Raw genomic sequence first — 22,233 nt, forward strand, 5'->3', positions numbered from 1 at the left:
TGCCATCGATCCGTCAAAGGCCTGCAAATGGTTTTTTACAACTATGTAACCATTACGCGACCAATAGAAACTCGAGCGATAGCGTTTTATATTAGCGTTTTATGCAGAGTTACCCTCATTGCTTTGGCGCGGGTAACCTCGGCGGACCAAGCCGCGTTGTAGCCGTCGGGAGCGACGATGGGATGGAGCTGAAATCTGTCGGGTGCGGTGGGGTCGAGTTCGTCTGCGATCAGTCCTCCTGCGCCCGCAGGGCTGAAATCGACGGAGTAGTTTTCGGAGGCGTGGCCGAGGCCTGCTCCACGTGCCTTGACGTAGGCTTCTTTGCGTGTCCACGCGCGGAAAAATGCGGTCGGAAATTCCGATGGTGCGAGTGCGGCCCATGCCTGTTTTTCGATTGTGGAAAAAAAACGGGAGACGATGTCGTTGTATTCGACGTCGCGACCGCTCCACTCGAGGTCGACGCCGATCGGGTAGTCCCGGCTCAGGCCGATCAACGCATACTCGTGCGCGTGCGAAAGGTTGAAGTGCAGCGGCGCGGGAGTGGCGCTCGCGATACTCGGTTTACCGGCTGGGCCTTTGGTGAATCGCAAGGACGGGGGGGCGACCTCCAGGACCCGCGCCAGCACACGTCTCAACGCGGCATGGGCGAAGATAAAACGAAAGCGATCGCGATCAAAATGAAAGCGCGCGGCCTGCGTCTGCTCTGCTTCGTCGAGCAAGGCATGGGCGATGGCGCGTTGCTCCGCCGAACCCTGCAGCGAAACGAACCACAAATGAACTTCGTCGGAGGCCAACACGATGCGGGGTGGGGTCACAGTCCGAGTTGCTCGAGCTTGCGTGCCAATTCCGCTTCCGCCGCAGTCTCGTCATCGGGGTCGGATTCGGTGGGAACCGCGTCCATGGTTGGCGCGGTTTGAGTTTGGTCGAAGCAGTCCACCAGGTGCCGTGCGAGTCGATCGCAGTCAGGATGGTCAAAGATGAGCGTGGCGGCCAGGTCGATGGCGAGATCCGCCGATAGTTGACGTCGCAGTTGCACGGCCATCAGCGAGTCCACGCCGAGGTCCGCGAATCCGGTGTGGGGCGGGGTGACTTCCTGGAGCGGCAACTTCAACACCCGCCCGACGAGGGCCTGCACATGAACCACCGCCGCCTCATGGCGTTTAGCAGGCTCGAGCCCGGCGAGCCGTTCGGCCAACGTGGCGCATTGGTCGGTGTGCGTGGGTGCTTTGGCGAGTGGGCTGCCGGGCAATTTCGCCAGCAAATGCGTGGCGCCGTGGAGTTCGTAGACCGGGCGAAAGCGTTCCCAATCGATGTCGGCTACGATGATTTGAGCGTGATCTGTTCGTAAGGCGGCACCAAGGGTCGCGAGGGCGACGGGAGCGCTCAACAATCGCACGCCGATCGATCCCAATTGCGCGGCCACGGCGGCAGTCGCCATCCCCCCTCCGCCCCAGGGACCCCAGTTGACCGCCAAGGCGGGTCGTCCGGTTTCACGTCTGCGCAGGGCCAGATCGTCGAGCGCTTGGTTGGCCGCCGCGTAATGGGCCTGACCTTGTGATCCCCAAACGGAGGCGATGGAAGAAAACAAAACGAACACATCGATCGGTTGCTCCCGGGTAAGCTCATCGAGGAGGCGAGCTCCCGTGACCTTGGCGTCGATGGTTTGCCGCCAGGTTGCCGGGTCAATGTCACCAAAGAGCTGATACGCGGGGACGCCGGCGACATGGAAAACCCCCCGCAGCGGTTTTTCGAGTCGGGCAAGGGCGGCGGTCAAAGCCGGACGATCGGTGACATCGGCGGCGAGAGTGAGCACATCGACGCCGACCGCTCGCCAGGCATCGAGTTGCGCTTCGATGGTTTTGGTCGGGGGGGTTCGCCCGAGTAACGCGAGGGATCGGGCCCCCCGATCAATCAACCAACCGGCGACCTGCTGACCCAAGGCGCCGAGCCCCCCGGTGATCAAATAAGTGTCCTCCGATCGAGCAGTCCACGTTGCGGGTGCCAGAGTTTCAATCTGCAGTTGCGGTGCCTTTAGGCCCGAGTCGACGAATCGACTTACCGGAGTGGTGGAGGGCTTCGTCCAGGTCGACCGCACATCGGAGAGTGATGTCGTCGAATCGATGATCACGAGTCCCCGCCATAATTCGCGAAACTCAAGGGCGAGGGCTTTGGCGGCTCCGACCCAAAGTGAAACCTGCGGAGTCGTTGAAACGACCACAACTTTGACCGGCGTGGCGTTCGTGGCCACCAGATGAGTCTGCAACACCAAAGGGGAAGCGGAGGCATCATGGCAGACGACAACGGCTTCACTGGTTTTCAACGACTTCACCAAAGCCGGTGCATCTCCGATGATGTGCCAGGTCACAGCCTCAGGGGGAGGTGTCGGGTCCACATCGATCGGGGTTTCTCGCAAGGTATACGCGGGAGCCAGCGGGGGAGCTTCCTCGCACCAGTAGCGTTGCCGCTCAAACGGGTAGGTGGGCAGCGCCAACCGCCGACGGATTCGTCCGCGCTGGACAGCGGTCCAATCGATCGCGCTTCCGTTGACCCACGCGTGGGCGGCGGAAGTGCGTAACGAGGCGGCTTCATTCTCCCCCGGCTTACCGCGGAGACTGGTCAGCCAAACGGGACCGTGGTCGCTCCACGTTTGTTGCCCAAGCGCGCTCAGCAGCCCGCGGGGACCGACCTCGATGATGATATCGGCCTTCTCCGTGCGCAGGGTTTCGATGGCACTGGTCCACCGGACCGGTCGACGAATTTGGTCGACCCAATATGCGGTGGTGCTGACCGCACCTTGGTCGGAGGCCCCCGTCACAGATGAGATAAACTGCCGATCGGCGGGTTGAAAAGCGATACGTTCCGCGGCGGCTTGAAACGCGGAAATCATGGGCTCCATTTCGGCGGAGTGATACCCTTGGCGCACGCCGAGCGGAACCGTGCGGTGACCGGCTTGGGCGAGAGAGGCGGCGCAGGCGGTCACAGCCTCGCGGGCGCCGGTGAGGACGACTTGCCGAGGGGCATTGAAGGCTCCGATTTCCACGCCCGCCGCTCGGGCCTCGGGTTCCACTTCGGAGGCGGCGGCGGAAACGGCGACCATGGCACCGGTCTCGCCCAATTCTCCCATGCCGGTGGCGCGGGCGATCAACAACTCCAGCGCGGCATCGAGGGAGAACACCCCGGCAACGCAGGCGGCGGCATACTCGCCAACGCTGTGTCCGAGCACCATGTCCGGTTCGACCCCCCACGCCTGCCAAGTGCGGGCGAGGGCGTAGCTCAGGCAGAACAGCGTGACTTGACCATATTCTGTGCGGCTCAGGCGGGAAGGGTCGGCCAAAACAGCTGCGACATCCCAACCGGCACGACGCTCCACGATACCCGCCGCCGCGGCGAAAGCTTCGGCAAACGCCGGCACGTGATTGCGCAGTGCTAACCCGATTTCGGGAGCGAGCGACCCTTGCCCGGAGAATAGAAACGCAATGCGCGGACGGGTTTCGACCGTGCGCACCGTTACGTCTGAAGCGGGCTCTCCTTGGGCCAGAGATCGCAGGTGATTCCTGGCCGCAGGGGCCGGCACGAGGGCACGATGAGACCAGGCCGCGCGCCCCACCGCGGCCGTGTGGCAAAGGTCGCTCCAGGTCGTGTCGTGAGATTCCAAATACGTGGCCCAATCGGCGGCGATTCGAGCGAGAGCGGCGGGGGTGCGGGCGGAAAGCGGCAGCAGGTCGGCGGGCTCGTTGGCCTCGGCCGGATGGGTGGACTCCGGCGATTCGCCGAGCACGATATGAGCATTCGTGCCGCCAAAACCGAACGAACTCACCCCGGCCAGGCGGGCTCGGGCAGCGGTGCGGGGCCACGGCCGGGGGGCTGAAACAATGCGCAGGGGCAGGGCGTTCCAATCGATGCGGGGTGACGCCGGGGCGGCATGCAGATGCGGCGGGACTTCTTCGTGCGCGAGAGCCAGCACGACCTTGATGATACCGGCGATGCCGGCGGCGGCTTCACTGTGACCGAAATTGGATTTAATCGAACCCACCCACAGCGGTTGGTCGGACGGGCGTTCGGAAAAAACGGCGCCCAAGGCGTGGGCCTCGATGGGGTCGCCGAGAGATGTGCCGGTGCCGTGCGCTTCCAAGTAGTCGATGTCATGAGGATTGACCCCCGCTTGTTTTTGGGCGGCACGAATCACCGCCTGCTGGGCCTGTCCGTTGGGCACGGTCAGTCCGCTCGTGCGTCCATCCTGATTGGTCGCGGAACCTCGAATGACGGCGAGAACCCGATCTCCGTCCCGGGTGGCGTCGGCCAGGCGTTTGAGCACGATCACCCCACAACCTTCGGCGCGACCGAATCCGTCCGCGGCGGCGCCAAATGCTTTGCAGCGCCCGTCCGGTGAAAGCATCTGAGCACGGGAATGATTAACCGAAATCGTGGGGCTCAGCAACAGGTTTGCCCCGCCCGTGAGGGCCAGTTCGCACTCGCCGGTGCGCAGACTTTGGCAGGCCAGATGGGTGGCGACGAGCGAGGAGGAACAGGCGGTGTCGATCGCGACCGCCGGACCATGCAAACCCAGGGTGTAGGCGATGCGCCCGGCGGCGACACTGTGCGCATTGCCTGAACCCACATAAGGATCGATGGATTCGAGTCCGCGCCCGAAGAGCCGCTGCGCGTAGTCGGAACTCGCAATGCCGATGAACACGCCCGCCGCGCGACCCGCCAGGCGATCGGGGGCGAGGCCGGCGTGCTCCAGCGCCTCCCATGCGGTTTCGAGCAGGAGACGATGTTGTGGGTCGAGGTGGGGAGCCTCGGTGGGGGCGAGTCCGAAGTGGCGCGGATCAAAGTGTTCAACGTCGTCGAGAAAACCACCTCGTCGGGAGACTATTTTACCAGGGGCGGCGGGATCTGGATCATAGAAGGCTTGGGCGTCCCAACGGTTGGCGGGGACGTCTCCGACCGCGTCGACGCCATCATGCAACATTTGCCAAAGTTTATCGGGGGTGGTCGCCCCGCCCGGAAAGCGCACCCCCAGACCAACGATCGCAACCGGGCAGGCCGCGTTCGCTTGCTCGGCGGCGGCGAGACGCGCCTTGAGTTGCCGTATCGCCTCGACGGCACGGCGCAGTTGATCCGAGGAGGAAGAGGAGGCAGCCATGTCGGGTTAGAGATCCTTCAATTCTTCGTCGAGCAGATCGGAAAGTTCGACATCCGAGAGTTCGTCGACGACGGGATTTGCCAGTGGAGTTGAGGTTGCATCCGGAGAAACGGTAGGCGCGGGTTGAAACAACCCGGCGAGGTGACGACTCAGTCCATCGGTTGTCGGGTGATCAAATATGACGGTCGATGGGATGCTGCGTTCCAATTGAGTTTGGAGACGATTGCGCAGTTCGACGGCGGTGAGTGAATCCATGCCTAGGGTGAAAAAGCCTTTCGCGGGATCGATGCGGGTTTCGGCCTCGAGCCCGAGCACCGCCGTGAGCTCCGTTTCCACTCGTTCACGCAACCGCGTGACGCGAGTGTGCAGGGGCAACGCGGTCCAGTCGGTAGGCGCGGAAGCGGGGGATTCAGTGTCGGTCGCCGCCGCCGGTGTGGCGGTTTCCGCCCGCACGCCATCGAAGAAAGGTGATCGGGTGAGGGAGGCTGGAACCTCAGACCACGTGATGGGCAATACGGCGACTTGGGCGAAATGTTCCCGCATGATCGCTCCCAGGGTATGCCAACCCTTGGCGGGCGAAATGGTCCCCAGTCCATGTCGTCGGGCGTGCTCGGCAACGTGCTGACGGGCCGCCGCACCGATATCGGACCATGGTCCCCAATTAATGGATACGGCGGGCAGACCGGCACGCCGACGGTGATGAGCCAGCGCATCGAGCCACGCGTTGGCCGCCGCATGGTTGGCTTGACCGGGGGTGCCCAGCAGGGCGGTGCTGGATGAGAAAAGGAGGAAGAAGTCGAGAGGCAGGTGGAGCGTCTGTTCGTGCAGGTGCCACGCACCGGTGATCTTGGGGTCGAGGACCGGCGGAAAACGTGACCAATCCAGCTGACGCAGGCTGCCGTCATCGAGCACACCGGCGGCGTGGACGATCCCGCGCAGGGGCGGACTATCCGCGGTTATCTGCTCGAGCACCCGCGTTACGTCTTGGGGCGAGGTCACGTCGATTTGGTGGATGTGAATGGTAAGGCCCCGGGCTCGAAGACCGGCGATCTCCGCGAGGGCGGATGCGTTTGGAGCCCGGCGTGATGCCAGCGTCAGATCACGGGCGCCTTGGTCCCCGAACCAACGAGCCAGAGAAAGACCCAATCCGCCCAATCCTCCCACGATGAGGATGGAACCGTCGGTCGTTGTCGGGAGCGGGTCAGGGCTCTGGGTGGAAGCGTGCCCGATGAGGCGGGCGGAGAAACGATCATGGCCTCGCAGGGCGAGTTGATCCTCCGCACTGGGCTGGAGCAATTCCAGGGCGAGGGCGGAGGCATCATCGAGGGTGGCATCGATATCCAGGTCGATGCGACGGACCTGCAATTCCGGATGTTCCTGGGCGACCGTGCGGGCAAACCCCCAGAGACCGGAGGAGCTCAAGTTGATTCCATCGGGGGGAGTGTCGTCGCCGGCATCGACCGCGCCCCGGGTGACAATCCACCACGGGGCGGGCGCTGCGATCAGAGCATGAGCGATAGCCAATGTCTCGCGCAACGGAGTCGGGTCGATGGGCGTGGCGGTGGAGGGCGCAAAACTGACAACGCCGCTCCATGGTTCAGTCTGGCGCAAAGGGGAAAGGTCCGAAGTTGGCGTGGTGGTCACTTCGGCGCCGCGTGACCGGAGGATCTCGGTCAGGGCATGCGGCGCGGGACCAATCAGCAGCCAGCGTCCGGTCGATTCAGGGAGAAAAGTGGTAGGACCTTTCGCCGGGGCGGTGATCAACGCTTGTTGGCGAAAAATCTCGCCGGCGGATTCCGGCAGAAGGTGGATTTGAGCCTCATTGAACCCCTGCTCGCACAACAATGCCTGCCATTGCGCGGGGGCGAGCAGCGGATGATTTGGGCGCAACTTCGTGTCGGTGAACCGCCACCAGCCATCGGTCAGACCGAAGATCAGATCAAGGAACCCGAGCGGTGAAGTGAGCTCCATCAGGGCGAGTTGGCCTCCGCCTGCCAGCAGTTGGCGACAGTGCGCCAGAGTGATGGCCAAGTCCTCCGTGGCGTGCACTACATTGGCCGCCACGATAAGATCGAATTCGCCCGGGGCGAAGCCCTGGTCGCGAGGATCACGTTCAATGTCGAGAGGGCGGCAAGTCACCGCCGAGTTGTCGGCGAACTGGGACTTGGCCTGGGCAATGAACAGCGGAGAAATGTCGGTAAAAACGTAGTCGATTTCGCGACCCTGCAACGCCGTCAATACGGTCTTGGTGGTAGCGCCCGTGCCGCCGCCAATTTCGAGCACGCGAAGCGGTCGATCCGTCGGAATCGCCGCATTGAGCCAAGTGGCGATGAGGTCGTTCAGGGCCCGGGAGACGGGGTTGCGACTGTAGAGATCCGCAGCGGTGGGGGTGACGTTCGACGGGAAAAGCAGCGCAAGAGGATCAACCTCCCCGCGGAGCACCGCGGGCAAAGCCTCACCGCACCGTTGTAACAGTTCGATCTCGATCGCGGCGTCGGGTTGGGCGGCGAGCAAAGCGGAGACTTGCTCGGCGGAGGCGGGCATGGCCGGTGCTAAAGTAGCGAGATACTGGATACGATGCCACAGGCGGACATGGCTCGGCTGCACCTCGGTCCTTCCCGGTAACGCGGCGACGGCCGCGGCCGCGTAGGCGGACGCGAGAGGTTCCAAGACGGAGAGCACATCACGATAGGCGGCCCCGGCGTATGTGTCGGCGGCATGCCGGCTCCAAGCGTCCACGGCGGTGGCGGCACCGGGGGCGGAGAAAACGATGGGAGTCGTGGCGCGTTCTTTTCGCGGGAGCAGTGGCCAGTCGACTCGGTGCAACCAAGCGTCGATGGTGGTGGTGGCCGGTCGGTTGACGGCCCAATGACGGGGACCGTCGCCAAAGAATTTACGGGGTGACGGTGGAGCGTGGCGCGCGGCCATTTCCAGGGGAGACTCTTCCAGGATGAGATGCACGTTGGTGCCACTGACCCCAAAGGAGCTGACTCCGGCGCGACGGGGATGTCCACGGTCGGGCCAAGCCTCGTGATGTTGCGTGATCTTTACCGGAATTTCCGCCCACGGGATGCGCGGGGAGGGCGTTTGGAAATGAAGATGGCGGGGCAGTTGACGATACCACAGCGACAGCACGACTTTGAGAAGCCCGGCGATGCCCGCGGCGGATTCAAGATGACCGATATTCGTTTTGACCGAACCGAGGAGTAACGGGTTGGCGGCGCTGCGTCCGACTCCCAGAACATCGACGAGCGCGTTCACTTCGATGGGATCGCCGAGCGAGGTGCCGGTGCCGTGGGCTTCGATGTAGTCAATATCCGTCGGCGTCAGTCGACTCGCGGTCAGCGCCTGTTGAAGCAAGGTGCGTTGGGCGGCACCATTGGGCACGGTGAAGCCGGAGGCCGGTCCGTCATGGTTGATCGCCCCGCCGCGAATAGTTGCCAGAATGGTATCGCCGTCACGACGTGCGTCCGAGAGTCGCTTGAGCACGACGAGTCCCCCGCCTTCGCCGCGGCCGTAGCCGTCAGCGGCGGCATCAAATGACTTACAGCGACCATCCGGCGCCAGCATATGCGCCCGGGAAAGGGCGGCGAAGCTGTCGGGCAGGATCAACAGATTCACACCTCCGGCCAGGGCAAGATGGCATTCGCGAGCGCGCAGGCTTTGACAGGCCGTATGAATCGTGGCGAGTGACGAGGAACAGGCGGTATCCAGCACCAGACTTGGTCCGCGCAAGCCGAGCTGATACGAGATGCGGCCCGCCGCGCTGTTGGGAGCATTGCCCGTGACAAAATACGCATCAAGCGGCCGCTCCGATTGATGTTCGCGCAGGAGGTGGGCGTAGTCGTTGTTGGTGACGCCGATGAACACGCCGGTCAGGTTTTCGGCCAGGCGATCGTTGAGCTGGCCGGCACTGTCGAGCGCCTCGTGGGCGACTTCCAGCAAGAGGCGGTGCTGGGGATCGAGCGTGGCGGCTTCGCGAGGGGCAATATTGAAATGCTCCGCGTCGAAACGATCGATCGTGGGAAGGAATGAGCCTCGCCGGGTGGAAATTTTGCCGGGGGTATCCGGGTTGGGGTCGAAAAGCGTGTCGATGTCCCACCGGTCCGCCGGCATTTCCCCGGTGGCATCGATGCCGTTTTCGAGCAGATGCCAATAGGTCTGCAGATCGCGGACTCCACCCGGAAATCGACAACCGCCGCCAATGATCGCGATGGGTTCGGTGCGAGCTTTCTCCAAAGCCTCAAGTTTGACCGCGGCTTCATCGAGCGCGCGCAGCATTCGCAGCTGTTTTTCGCGGGAAGGGTCGGCAGACGGCTGAGGCATGGCAGAGGCAGGATGGACGGGCGGGGCAGGTGGAATCAAATACGATGCCACGTGAGCGGTAGCTCGGTGAGGCGGGGAGCGCAGGTGAAACCGGTTACATTCCCGGAGTCGTCCCGTCTGAAAGTGAGTTCCATAGCGATGCCCTCGACCTCAAAACTTCCATCTGGTCGGGCCCACAGTCGAGCGGAGGGTGGGCCGGCGAGTGCCAAACCTTCCGGCGTGAGGATCAATTCGGATTCGGTGTCCGTGCCGTCCGCCCGATAGGTGCCGACGAAGTCGTTGCACGCAGCAGCGATTTCAGGCTCGGTCAAAGCGGGCAGACCGAGGAAATCGGTGAAAGCGGCGTTGCGGCGGGACCAGTCCCCCGCCGTGGGGTCCACTGAAAGCTTGGGGCCGGGAAAACGATCAAAGAGTTCGTCACAAACCGCCCGGTGTTGTGCGAGTAGTGCCACCGCCCCATCCCAAGTGGTCACGGCGTGACGTTGCCCCAAGGGCGTGGCTGCGAGTTGGCCAACCAAAAACTCAGGGAACCAATCGCCGCGTTTTTCGGCCGTGTGCTGGAGACTGGCAGCCACGTCCGGCGCACGGAGCTGAATCAACGCCGTCTGGTGGGGGGCGAGCGTGGCGAGCGTCCGGTCAAAAAAGGCATCAATGGTGGAGCGCGACTGATCCGTGAGCACCTGCGTGCCCACCGCGGTTTGGAACAGCGTGCCTTCCAAGAGCAGCGTGAGGCCGGGTCGGTCGGTGAGTTCGCGGGCCAAAGTGGCATAGCCGGTGAGTGCGCGAGTAAAGAGCGTCGGATCCGCATCGGCGGCTTGCGTGCGACAGGCGCGCACGGCGGGTTCGGGGAAAACGGGATGCGGATCTTCGTGCTCAAATATCCATCGGGCGGGGTGACCGTGGCGGTTGAGATGCAGGCAGAGGCGTTGCGCGGTGGTCGATTTACCCGAGCCGGGTAAACCATCGACGAAGATCACGCGCGGCAGGCTGGTCGCGGACGGAATGTCAGTCATCGCGGGTCAGGGATTCGAGCCGGGCGAGTCGGGCGTTCAGCGCTGCATCCAAGTCTTCGTCCGTGGCGCTCGGATCGATCTCGGGCGACGGGGCGATGCGGGTCATCGTTTGCGGTGCGGAAGACTCAGCTGCTACCTGTGGCCATAAAACGGATACGATGTGGGCGGCGAGAGCGACAATGTTGCTGTGGTCGAAGGCCAACGTGGCGCGGAACGGCCGTTGGAGAGCGCGCGACAGGCGATGGCGCATCTCCACGGCGAGCAGGGAGTCGAAGCCCAAATCGAAAAATCCCGTGCGCACATCGGGCAGTCGACCGGACTTCAGGCCGAGCACGGCGGCGAGTTCGACTTGCAACCAGGCGCGAACGGCGGAGTCGCGGGCATCGGGCTGCAGCAGCGTCCATTTTTGCACCCACGGGTTGGGCGTGGCCGGGTCGATGGTCACGTCGTTCGTATTCGGATCCTCGAGGTTTTCGAAAAGCGGTTTGGGGCGGTGGAGTTCGACCAGACTGCGAAACACCGGCCAGTCCACCCGGGCCACGATCACGCGGGCGCGGTCGGCGGCCAGTGTATCGTTCAACGCGGAGAAATTTATGGCGGCGGAGAGAGCGGTGATGCCCATCCGTTTGAGCAATTTTTGTTCCGCGGCGCCCGCCATGCCACCGCCGGACCATGGTCCCCAGTTGATGGATACGGCGGGCAGATCGAGGGCGCGACGATGTGTCGCCAGTGCGTCGAGATGGCCGTTCGCCGCGCTATAGGCCAGTTGCCAGCGGGAACCCCAGACGGAAGCAATGGAGGAGAAAAAGACGAGGAAATCGAGTGAACGCTTCCGGGTGGCCTGGTGGAGCACCTGCGCTCCAGTGACCTTGGGGGCGAGGACTTGGTCGATGTCTGTCGGGGTCACGTCTTCGATCGGTTGATTGCGCAACACGCCGGCGGCGTGAAGAATGCCCCGGACGGGGTGCGCGGTGTGGGCGGCCTCGTCGAGCAGGGCGTTGACCGCGTCCTCCGCGGTGACATCCATCGCGGCGATTTTAATGGTGGCGCCCGATGCGTCGGCCATGGCGGCGAGCGTCTCTCGCGTGGCGTCGCTGGGATCGCTGCGACTGGAGAGGATAATATGACGGGCTCCGGCATCGATCAACCAACGTGTTGCCTGCAAACCGATTCCCCCCAGACCGCCGGTCACCCAATAGGAGGCATGCGGGGATAGGGGGGGGGGCGAGGCCTGCGGTAGTTTGACCGGATTGAGTCGCGGCACGAGCCGGTGGGAACGCCAGGCCACCTGATCCTCCCCGGAGTCAGACTGCAACTCGGCGACGAGAGCGGGGATTTCGTCGGCGGAAGCCTGGGGCGGCAGATCAATCAGCCCGCCCCAGCGTTCCGGTTGTTCGAGACCAAAGGCCAGACCCATGCCCCACACGGCGGCGTGATGGAGTTGCAGGACGATACCATCGTCGGGTCCGACCGGCGCGGCGGCACGGGTCACGATTCGCAGTCGGGCTGACGTGGCGGACGAGAGCAGACCTCGTATGGTGGTGAGCAGGCGATGGCACTCGACATTGGCGGCGGCGGAACCGGCGACGTGAACCACGGTGTTCCAGGGACCCGGAACGAAACTCTCGGCGGAGGTGGCTTGAGGCAGGGCTTTGCCCAGTGTCGGGGCGTGCCCCACGATCAGCCAACCTTGATCGGCTGCGGTGAAGTTGGCGACGAGCGGGGCAGGGTGCCACTTGACCTCATGGGTGATCGCAGCGGCTTCATCGGTTTGGGCGCGGTGGGCGCGGTGGGTGCGATGGAGCGCCGCGAGGACCGCGGGAATGGCCGCTATCTCGGAAGGGGTTAAGGCGTCGTCGGCGGTGAGGCGATCAATCAAGCCTTGGTCCGGGAGCGGGGGGACGGTGTTTGATGTATCCGCAAACCAATAACGCTCGCGCTGAAAGGGATAAGTCGGCAGGGCGATGCGTCGGTGGGCAATGCCGGCATGGACCTGGTGCCAGTCCACGGGCGCCCCGCAGGACCAAGCCTGTGATGCCGCTTGGAGTAAGGTGGTGCGTCCCGTCGTGTCGCGTTGCAGGCTGGTCAGCCACGTGACGGGTTGATCCGGCCAGGATTGCGCGGATAACGCGGCCAACAGATTGCGGGGACCCACTTCGATGACGACATCGCAGGATTCCGCGGCCAAGGCGGCGGCGGCGGCGGCCCAACGGACCGGACGACGGATCTGCTGGATCCAATATTCGGAAGTGGCGAGTTCTCCGGTAGCCCGTTGTCCTGTGCTTGACGAAATGAAAACCCGCTCCGGCTCGCCGAGCGCAGCGCTTTTCGCGGCGGCGGTGAAATCCGGTAGCATGGGGTCCATTTCGACGGAATGGTAACCTTGGCGCACGGATAGCAGTGCGACGCGATGGCCGGCCGCTTCGGCCGCGACCATGGTGGATTTTACGGCGGCGGCCGAACCAGTGATGACGGTTTGTCGGGCACTGTTATAAGCACCGATTTCGGTCCCGTGCTGCGTCGCCAGCGGTGCGACGTTTTCCGCCGAGGCCATGATGGCGGCCATGGCGCCGGTTTCGCCGAGCGCGCCCATGAGTCGGGCGCGCGTGACCAGGAGTGACAGCGCCGGGCCCAGCTCCATGGCACCTGCGATCACGGCGGCCGCGTATTCGCCCACACTATGACCCGCCACCGCGACCGGCTTGATTCCCCAGGCCTGCCAGACACAGGCCAGGCTGTATTCCACCGTGAACAAGGCGACCTGCGCGAACTCGGTTTGAGCGAGTTTTTCCTCGGAGCCCAACGCTTCTTTGACGTCCCAACCCGCGATTTCGAGGATGTGCTTTTGACAACGCGAGAAAGCGGCGGCAAAGGCCGGACACGTATCGATGAGATCAATACCAGCACCGGGGAAGAGCGACCCTTGGCCGGAAAAGAGAAACGCTACCCGCGGAGGCTCGTCGGTGCGGAACGAAGCGGAGGCGGCGGCGAGAAGTTCAGCGGCTTCAACCGGTGAAGTCGCGACCACCGCCACGCGATGTGTCCAGCGGGCACGTCCGGTGGCGGCGGTAATGGCGGCATCGGGCCAGGTCGTCTCCGGCAGTGCGCGCAAATGGGTCGCATGAGCTTGAACCAGGGCCGCCAACGCGGCGGGGGAACGGGCGGAGAGAGGGTAGGGGGCGGGGGCGCGATGTTTCGGTGTCTCGCGCGGTGTTCGTTGCTGCGGAGCCTCTCCGAGTATGACATGAGCGTTGGTGCCGCCGAAGCCGAACGAGCTTACGCCGGCAAAGCGTTTTCCGGCATCCCAAGCAGTGGTCGTGGTGGCGAGTCGCAGGACCGGAGCGGCCTGATCGAGGTGACGACTCGGAGAGTTCAGGTGCAGGTTTCCCGGCAAGGTGCGATGCTCCAGCGCGAGCACGGTTTTGATCAAGCCGGCCATCCCGGCCGCGGCCTCGAGGTGACCGATCTGAGTCTTGACGGCACCAAGCGTGCAAGGAGCGGTCGGGTCGCGATCGACCGCGAGGACGGCGCGGGCGGCGTTGACTTCAATTGGATCACCGAGGGCAGTGCCGGTGCCGTGGGTCTCGAGGAAACTGATCTGATGAGGAGCGACATGGGCATCGCGCAGGGCGGCACGGATGACGGCCTGTTGGGCGGGGCCGTTGGGCGCGGTCAGGCCGTTGCTGCGGCCATCCTGGTTGAGGGCCGATCCATGGATAAGGGCGAAGATGTGGTCGCCGTCACGCTGAGCGGCGGACAGCGGTTTGAGGATCGCGACGCCGGCGCCTTCACCGCGGACGTAGCCGTCGGCATCGGCATCGAACGTCTTGCAATGACCGTCAGGCGCGAGCATCCCGGCGGCGGCGAAACTTTCACTCACATCGGGTGCCAGCAACAGATTGACGCCACCAACCAAAGCGACGGAAGTTTCGCCGCTGCGCAAACTGCGGACTGCATGGTGCAGGGCGACCAACGAGGAGGAGCACGCCGTGTCGAGCGCGAGACTCGGTCCCCGCAGATCGAGCCAATAGGAGAGTCGATTGGCGGCGATACTGAGGGCGTTGCCGGTGCCGGTATGGGCGGCGGTGCCTTGGTCGGAGCGGGCGAGGAGCAGTCGGTAATCGTGGGTGCTGATCCCCATGAAAACGCCGGTCGGGGTTCCGGCGAGTGAAGTGGGATCTATTCCGGCGTGTTCCAACGCCTCCCAGGAGGTTTCGAGCAAAAGCCGTTGTTGTGGGTCGAGGAGGTTGGCCTCGCGCGCGGACAGACCGAAAAACTCGGCGTCGAACTGATCGACTTGCGCAAGGAAACCACCGAAGGCGGGAGCAGTGTGGTCGGCGGCATTCCACCGATCCGCCGGAACTGGAGTAATGGCGTCACGGCCTTCCGTGAGCAGAGACCAGAAGGCATCGATATCGGGTGCCCCGGGGAATCGGCAACTCATGCCGACGACCGCAATGGGTTCACGGTGGACGGTTTCGTTTGGGGCCGCCGGGGGAGTGGTGGACGGGTGGCTCCCCGTCTCGCTCAGATGCTTCGCCAGTGCGCGGAGATGGGGAAAATCGTAGGCGAGCGTCGGGGGTAATCGACGGCCCAAGTGTTGTTCCAGCAGACCGGACAATTCGACTGCAGCCAAGGAATCGACGCCCTGCTCGGCGAACGGAGCCGTCGGGTCGAGGTGAGCGGCATCGACCTTGAGCAGGGTGGCCAGGGCCTCACGAATGAAGGTTTCCAACTGGTCGCCGGAAGCTGTGTTCGGGGCCGGAGGTGTCGCTGTCGTTTGCACCCACTCCGCGATGATTTTGAGTTCTCCCTCCTGCAGCAGGCGGCGGCACAGGGCGCGTTGGATTTTCCCGGAAGAGGTTTTGGGAATACTGGCCGGTTTGAGAAACACCAGCCGGTGCACGGGCAGTTCGTGGTGGGAGGCGACCGCGGAGCGCAGCGAAGAAACCACGGCGTCGTGGTCGAATTTGCGCAAATGGGTGCGCTCAACTTCGGCGACGATGGCGAGCGCTTCGCCGGCGGGGGTGTCGATGGAAAACGCAGCCGTGCAGCTGGCGCGAATGGCGTCGCTGGCGCGCTCCACCGTGAGCTCGATATCCTGTGGATAATGATTCAGCCCGCGCAGAATGATGAGGTCTTTGACGCGGCCGGTGACAAAGATTTCCCGGCCTTTCGCGAAGCCCAGATCACCGGTGCGCATGAAAGGGCCGGTGCCGTCGGCCAACCGGGCCTGAAATGTTTCCCGCGAGGCTTCATCGCGTTGCCAATACCCCTGAGCGGCGGAGGGGCCGCGAAACCAAATCTCGCCCACCCGATCGGGCGAACAGGGTTCAAAGGTGTCGGGGTCCACGATGAGAGAACTGTTGTCCACCTGACCCCAACCGCACCCGACGATGGCGGTCGCTCCGGCTTGGTCGGGAGATACTTCACGCATCTCGTGCCGGGCCAGAGCGTCGCTGTCGAGATGCACGATCGTAACCCGCTCGGCACGCGGCAGCGCCGTGACCTTCAAGGTCGCTTCAGCCAAGCCGAAGCCCGGTTTGACCGTCAGGGGGTCGAGCCCGGCGGGGGCAAACGCGTTATTAAATGCCGCCAAGGTATGAGCGCGCACGGGTTCGGCGGCGTTGAGCGACATGTGCCATGAGGAGAGGTCGAGAGCGGACCGCTGTTCCGGTGTGGTGCTCGCGACACACAGGTCATAAGCAAAATTCGGAGCGGCGCTGTGGGTGCCTCGGTAGCGGTTGATCGCTTCGAGCCACCGCACCGGACGTTGCAGGAACGACGCCGGAGGCAGCATGACACAAAGAAAACCCCGATACAGCGGCATGAGTGCACCATAGATCAGACCCATGTCGTGAAAAATGGGCAGCCATGTGATCATGACACTGTGGGCATCGTGTTCCCAGCCGCGGTCGAGGTCGTCGAGATTGTGCAGCAGGTTGGAGTGGGAAACCATCACGCCCTTGGGCGTGGCGGTGGACCCCGACGTGTATTGGAGGAATGCCAGATTGTCGGGCCGGGGGTCGGGCAACGATGGGGCAGGCGTGTCTGTCTCCGGGGCGGATTCGGCATCGGTGGCAAGCCAAGTCAGGGCGCGCAGTGAGGGCGTATTCTGTAATCGAGGTTCGATCTCCGCGAGCACCGTGACATCGGTAAGGACGAGGTGGGCATCGGCGTCTTCCGAAATGATCTGCAGGCGGGGATCGGGGCGATTGCGTTTCGGGGGATAGCTAGGCACCGCGATGACACCGGCGTAGAGGCAGCCGAAAAACGCTGCCATAAATTCCAAGCCCGGAGGGTAGAGCAACAAGGCTCGATCACCCGGGGTGGTGATGCGTGCCAGTCGGTGAGCGATCAGCAGGGCGCGGTCGTGCAGGGCGGCGTTGGTAAAACTGGCTGTTTCGTTTTCGCCGTCGGCGAGGTGCACGTAGGCGCGTCGATCCGGGGCTCCGGCCGCGCGATAGCTCAAGAGCGCGGTCAAGGTGGCAAAGCGGGGTTCCGGGGCGTTGGCGGGCACAGCGTGGAAAGGACCTTAGGGGGGCGAGGGCGAGAGGGGAGTCAGGGAGCAAAGAGGGAGGGGCTGCAACAGGCTTTTTTAACCAACCCGTTCAGCTTTTTGCGACTTGCGCGTCCGGCCGATCACCGGAGCATCTTCTGTCGCATGTCTGCCATAGCCCGATCGCGTTTGTATTTGATTCCAAGTCCTTTAGCTTCCCCCCGGGTGCGATTGGTATGTTTTGCCCATGCCGGAGCTGGGGCCTCTACCTACCAGCCGTGGGCGGCACCTTTAGCAGCTCACGGGGTGGAAGTGCGAGCAGCGCAATATCCGGGGCGCGAGAGTCGTTGGGGCGAGCCGTTGATCGACTCGGTGGATGTCATGGCGGAGCGCTGGGCGGAGCAATGGGATGAACTAGCCGGAGCCGACGGCGTGCCGGTCATGATTTACGGACACAGCATGGGCGTGTTGGTGGCTTACGAGGTGACCAGGCGCTTGCAGAAGGCGGGCAGTAGTCGGATGCCGACATTGGTCGTGCTGGGGGCGAGGAACCCACCCCATGCGCCTCGCCGTTTTCCACCTTTGCACCATTTATCGAACGACGCGTTCCTGCAGGCGGTGGCGGAACGCTACGGAAATCTCCCGACGGCGCTTTTGGAGGATGCCGAGATGCGAGAGTTGATCGCGCCGGTGCTGAAGGCTGATTTCAAACTGGTGGACGACTATGCAGCGGAATCTTCGTTCGATCCATTGACGGTGCCTCTGAAGGTGCTGGTGGGGGTGGACGATTCGTTCACTACGGAGGCGGCGGCCGGCGAGTGGGCGAAATACACCGTGGCGGGATGCACCGTCGACCGGGTCGAAGGTGGACATTTTTTCCATCAGGAACAAAAAGTCGAAATGGTGGCGCGCATGGCGAAGTGGGCGGAGGAAGTCGCGCCACGCTGACACGCGTCCGCAATTGATCCGGTGCGGAGCTTGCAAAGCGAATCGGGCGGATGACAAAATAGACGTCTCATATGGCCCAAGCCACCTCCGCCCCCGCTCAATTGTCTGCGTCCGATTCCGCCCGGATGATGGATCGCTGGTCGCGCCGAGATTGGCTTAGGGGGACGGGGGCGATGGTCGCGGGCCTGGGTTTGGCCGGGTGCGAACGACTCCGGAACATCCATACGAAAGCTGTGGGATTGCGCGGCACGCTGAACATCCTCGTGTGGGACGGTTATTTTCCCAAAGAACTCTTCAAGCAGTTCGAAAGTGAATCCGGTTATCGGGTAAATTATCAAACGTTCGAATCAAACGAGGACTTGCGATCCATCCTGCAGGCCGGCGCGGTGAAAGCCGATTTGGTCATGCCGTCGGCTTTTGCGGCCAAAGCCTTGGCGACGGAAGAGCTGATCAAGCCTTTCAGCGTGGAAAAATTTGTGGGGTTTGAATCTTCGAATCCGTATATTGTCCCCTACATTTGGGGCTCCACCGGCATCGGCTACGACTGTGATCGCGTAGTGGGATTACCCAAAAGTTGGGGGGCGCTGTTTTCGCTGCAACCGGCGCCTCGCATACCCGATGCGTTGCGCGATTTTCGACCGATCGAAAAGGTAGCCATGTTGGACGACGCTCGTTTCACCTTGGGATCGGCGTTGATCTATCTCGGTTACGATCCGAACAGCCTGAACGAAAAGGAAATCGACGCGGCGGCGCGGGTGTTGTCCGACGCACGTGATCGGATCCGCTATGATTCGGCCGATGTGCCGGAGAACCTGCGCACGGGGGCTTATGGCATGGCCATGGCGTGGACGGGGGATGTCACCAAGGCGCTCAGCGGTTATCCTGCAAGCGCGCCCACGGTCTTGAATCCGCAGCCTAAAATGTTGCCCGGTAACAAGGCGTTGCGCATCGCGTTACCGCGGGAAGGGTCGATTGTGTTCATGGACTCGTTTGCATTGCCCACCTCGTGCGAAGAGATCGACGCGGCCCATGCTTTTGTGAGCTTTTTCATGCGTCCGCACATCGCGGCGGCGGTCACCAATTATTCCTTTTACGCCACCACGGTGGACGGGGCGACGCCTTACATTGATCGCTATCTGATCAATGGCCCTTCGTTCTTCATTCATCCGTCAGGTAAAAATTTCAACCTGAAGGACGTGGGCGAAATGGATGATTACTACCGCGGGGTTTGGAGTCAGCTGACCGGGAAACCGGGCCCCGTGGCAGAACCACCGCAAAGTCCTCCCATCCCAGAGCTGGAGATCGAGGACGTTGATCTTACCACCTAGCCCAGCGGTCTTTACGGAGCCGGAGCTGCTTCCGCCGGAACCGGGAGGGGCGGTGTTGCGAGGGTGTCGTTGCGACCGTCGAGGATGAGTGGGAGGCCATCCTTACCACCTCCGATCACGATGATTTTGGAGTTGGGGGATTTAGCCAGTTCCAAGGTGGCTTGGATGCCCCGAAAACGAAGGTAGGAATCAGAGATGCCGCCGGATGAGATGATGTCTTGGAAGGTGCGAATACCCTCGGCCTCGATCCGCTTGCGCTCCTTTTCCTTGGCCTCGGTTTCGATCCGATAGTTGAACTCGAGCGCAAGTTGTTGAGCTTTGAGTTTCGACTCGATGGCGGCGGCGACGGGCGGAGGCAGGGTGACTGACTTCAGCAACAAATCATCCAGCAGAATGAAGCGATCAGCCATTTCCGCGAGGGAGCCCTGTTTGGCGGTCTGGACGATGAACCCTTGCGAGGTGTAGATTTCTTCGGGTTTGTATTGGCCCAATACGAAACGGAATTGAGATTGGGCCACGGGTTTGACCACTTTTTCGACGTATTCCGGGCCGATGTCTTTGTGGAGCCGGCCAAGGTCTTCACGTTGAGGACGGAACCGGATTGAAATATTTATCTTCACTTCCAGACCGTCCGAGGAAAGCACCGTGAATTCATCCGCGACCTGCTGCACCCGCACATCGTAAATATACATGCGGTTCCATGGGGCCAGGATCTGCAGACCTTCATTGTAGGTGTTCTCGATGTCGGTGCCCTGACTGAAGGGCCGATAGATCACTGCGCGTTCACCGGGCCGGACGAGCACGAAGATGTCGTTCCAGAAGAATGCGACCAGGAAGGTGAAAACGAAGAACGAACAGACCAGGAGTATCTTGTTGTCGGTCCAAATCTCACCGAGGTTGTAGCGCATGCGTGCGAACAGACCGCGGCGTCGACGGGGGCGGGGAGACCGATCATCTGAACCGCTTGCGCCGCTGCCGCGGGACGGCGGGGGCGGGGGCTTTGGCGGAGGCGGCATGGAGGGCGGAGGAGATGCCACCTCTGAGGCCAAAGGTTCATCGTTCTGTGCCGGCCGGGAGGGCGCTGGCGGCATGACGGGAATTTTTGGTCCGGCCGAAACGTTTGCGCCTGAGGCGGCCTCGGGTGGTGAGGTGTCGGCGTTGCCCGGGGATGCCTTCGAACGCAATGCGTCGCCGCCAGCAGGCGAAGAAGGGGGAGGCGGATTGGCGGGCGAGTCGGACATGACGGGGTGGAGGCGATGAGTTAGGCCAAGCAAGCAGCTGACGAAAGCCCTAATTGTTGCTTTCGTCGGCCACGAATCGGCCGAAATCCATCCCTAACACGCGATCGGCGGTATCAAAGTAGTGATCGTCATGAGTGGCGGCGATGATGGTTTTCCCTTCTTTTTTCAGCGCGGGCAAAATTTCATGATAGAAGTGGCGTCGGAAGGTGGGATCCTGGTCGGCGGCCCATTCATCGAAGATCAGAATGGGTTTGTTTTCCAACAGCACAGTGATCAATGCGAGGCGCTTCCTTTGTCCCGTGGAAAGTTCGATGTTGGTGAATCGGCCCTCTTGAAATGCGGTTTTATCGGTCAGCTCCATGTCATCGATGAGCTGGGCGAGGGCTTCATCGTCGATGGCGTGGAGGCCGTAGAGCCGATCGAACAAGTGAAAGTCGGTGAAGATAATCGAGAAGAGTTCCCGGTATCGTTGCAGTTGAGGGCCGAGCACCGCCTTTTCATTGACGGTGATGCAGCCGGCCCGCGGAGGGTATAGACCGGTGAAAAGCTTGAGGAAGGTCGACTTGCCACTGCCGTTGCCGCCTTTGATGAAGACGGTTTCGCCTCGTTTGAACGTAAGATTGATAGGACCGAGGGCATATCCCGGACTGCCGTCGGCATTTTCGTATTGAAACCGCAGGTCCCGCACGCCGACGGATTCAAAGTCCCAAGACCGGGGTGGGTTTTCAAGGTCGACCGGGGGGTGACTCCCCACTTCCCGGTCGAGACTTTGCTCCATTTTTTCAATGGCGTCGATCGCCACGGAAGCTTTGGCCAGAAAAGGCAGCACGCCCACGACCTCGGCCAAAGGACCAAAAATGAAGAGCACCACCGCACTGATTTTCACGATGACGCTGGGCTCAACCTGGGAAAGTCGGGGAAGCAGAAAAATCACCACTGCCAGCAAAACATAAAATGCGGAGTGCGTGATGATCGTGGTATTCACGAAACGGTGACCGGTATCGACCTTGAGGTCGCGCAAGGTCGCGGCGGCCGGCTGCAAGTGCTGGCCGAACAGATCGTGATTTTTGCGCACGTTCATTTTGATTTCGGGGAAGCCCTTGAGCAGATGGCCGAGGAGGGCGAAAAAGCGATTTTCCTGCTCCACGGTTTGTCGCAACAACGGGTCGACTGAACGCAGACTCAAACGGTAGGCGATGATCGTGACCGATATAGCCGTCAGCGACAGCACGAAGGCGGGAATGGACAAAAACGCGATATAGCCGAATGCGACGACCAGCATGACGGCGGAGGCCGAGGCATTGATCGCCATCGTGGCGGTGTTGGAGATGACCTGAGTTTCGGTGGTGAGCAGTGTGTGAAATCGTTCGGCCCCGATTTTCTCAAAATAAAACAATTCGGCCCGGCGGATTTTATCGGCCAACCGCAGACGCAGCTTTTCCACGATGCCTTCGGTCAAAACCGTCGCGCGTCGCAGACTGAAGCGCTTGGCCGTCATCATCCCGGTCAGGGCCACGGCGAACATGAGCAAGTTGGAGAAGCTTTTGGTATTGTCTGTCGCGGTTGATGCCGCCCCGAGGATAATGGTGACCAGAAATCCACTGATGGCGCCGCTGCAAAACGTCGCGAAGCTGATTTGGCGGCCCATGGCCCCTGATTCGTGCCAAAGAAAACGAAGAAAATTCATGCGATGTTCACCAAGGGTAATTCCGGCAATACGGGGCTGAGTCAG

Annotated in this window: 9 protein-coding genes; 2 read left to right on the forward strand and 7 right to left on the reverse strand. The window is 62.4% G+C overall.

Features of this window, described 5'->3' with window-relative positions; translation table 11 throughout:
- Positions 1-86 precede the first annotated feature (86 nt).
- Genes PXH66_RS02470 through PXH66_RS02490 form a run of 5 tightly spaced genes read right to left on the reverse strand, consistent with a single transcriptional unit; the run spans position 87 to position 17,005 of the window.
- Positions 87-815: a 4'-phosphopantetheinyl transferase family protein gene (locus PXH66_RS02470; RefSeq protein ID WP_330930242.1), complete on the reverse strand. Its 729-nt coding sequence runs from the start codon at positions 813-815 to the stop codon at positions 87-89.
- Positions 812-5,146 carry a type I polyketide synthase gene (locus PXH66_RS02475; RefSeq protein WP_330930243.1) on the reverse strand — a complete coding sequence of 1,445 codons (4,335 nt, stop codon included), beginning with the start codon at positions 5,144-5,146 and terminating at the stop codon, positions 812-814. Before PXH66_RS02475 ends, PXH66_RS02470 begins: the two co-directional genes overlap by 4 nt.
- A gap of 6 nt (positions 5,147-5,152) precedes the next feature.
- On the reverse strand, positions 5,153-9,472 hold the full coding sequence (locus tag PXH66_RS02480) for a type I polyketide synthase (protein WP_330930244.1): 4,320 nt from the start codon (positions 9,470-9,472) through the stop codon (positions 5,153-5,155).
- A gap of 35 nt (positions 9,473-9,507) precedes the next feature.
- A complete protein-coding gene (locus PXH66_RS02485; RefSeq protein ID WP_330930245.1) occupies positions 9,508-10,485 on the reverse strand; it encodes a hypothetical protein in 978 nt (325 codons plus the stop codon).
- Positions 10,478-17,005, reverse strand: a complete 6,528-nt coding sequence (locus PXH66_RS02490) for a type I polyketide synthase (RefSeq protein WP_330930246.1) — start codon at positions 17,003-17,005, stop codon at positions 10,478-10,480. The genes PXH66_RS02485 and PXH66_RS02490 overlap by 8 nt, the downstream gene beginning before the upstream one ends.
- Before the next feature lie 144 nt (positions 17,006-17,149).
- Here PXH66_RS02490 and PXH66_RS02495 point away from each other — a divergent pair, with 144 nt between their 5' ends.
- Together PXH66_RS02495 and PXH66_RS02500 are read left to right on the forward strand one after the other, a co-directional pair.
- On the forward strand, positions 17,150-17,932 hold the full coding sequence (locus tag PXH66_RS02495; RefSeq protein ID WP_330930247.1) for a thioesterase II family protein: 783 nt from the start codon (positions 17,150-17,152) through the stop codon (positions 17,930-17,932).
- Between the two features lie 71 nt (positions 17,933-18,003).
- Positions 18,004-19,260 (forward strand): polyamine ABC transporter substrate-binding protein, encoded by a 1,257-nt coding sequence (locus tag PXH66_RS02500; protein WP_330930248.1) that lies wholly within the window; start codon positions 18,004-18,006, stop codon positions 19,258-19,260.
- 11 nt (positions 19,261-19,271) lie between these two features.
- Here the strand turns inward: PXH66_RS02500 and PXH66_RS02505 are convergent, their stop codons facing one another.
- Both PXH66_RS02505 and PXH66_RS02510 read right to left on the reverse strand, forming a co-directional pair.
- Positions 19,272-20,168: a prohibitin family protein gene (locus PXH66_RS02505; RefSeq protein ID WP_330930249.1), complete on the reverse strand. Its 897-nt coding sequence runs from the start codon at positions 20,166-20,168 to the stop codon at positions 19,272-19,274.
- 382 nt (positions 20,169-20,550) lie between these two features.
- Complete coding sequence (locus tag PXH66_RS02510; RefSeq protein ID WP_330930250.1) at positions 20,551-22,188, reverse strand: cyclic peptide export ABC transporter; 1,638 nt, start codon at positions 22,186-22,188, stop codon at positions 20,551-20,553.
- Positions 22,189-22,233: the final 45 nt, after the last annotated feature.

The sequence above is a fragment of the Synoicihabitans lomoniglobus genome (assembly GCF_029023725.1).
Classification (GTDB): domain Bacteria; phylum Verrucomicrobiota; class Verrucomicrobiia; order Opitutales; family Opitutaceae; genus Actomonas; species Actomonas lomonigloba.

What these genes read in the sequence shown, in the direction of transcription:
- PXH66_RS02505 (WP_330930249.1), bottom strand. Translation starts at nt 20,168, where the DNA reads ATGCGCTACAACCTCGGTGAGATTTGGACCGACAACAAGATACTCCTG.
- PXH66_RS02485 (WP_330930245.1), bottom strand. Translation starts at nt 10,485, where the DNA reads ATGACTGACATTCCGTCCGCGACCAGCCTGCCGCGCGTGATCTTCGTC.
- PXH66_RS02495 (WP_330930247.1), top strand. Translation starts at nt 17,150, where the DNA reads ATGTCTGCCATAGCCCGATCGCGTTTGTATTTGATTCCAAGTCCTTTA.
- PXH66_RS02500 (WP_330930248.1), top strand. Translation starts at nt 18,004, where the DNA reads ATGGCCCAAGCCACCTCCGCCCCCGCTCAATTGTCTGCGTCCGATTCC.
- PXH66_RS02475 (WP_330930243.1), bottom strand. Translation starts at nt 5,146, where the DNA reads ATGGCTGCCTCCTCTTCCTCCTCGGATCAACTGCGCCGTGCCGTCGAG.
- PXH66_RS02510 (WP_330930250.1), bottom strand. Translation starts at nt 22,188, where the DNA reads ATGAATTTTCTTCGTTTTCTTTGGCACGAATCAGGGGCCATGGGCCGC.
- PXH66_RS02480 (WP_330930244.1), bottom strand. Translation starts at nt 9,472, where the DNA reads ATGCCTCAGCCGTCTGCCGACCCTTCCCGCGAAAAACAGCTGCGAATG.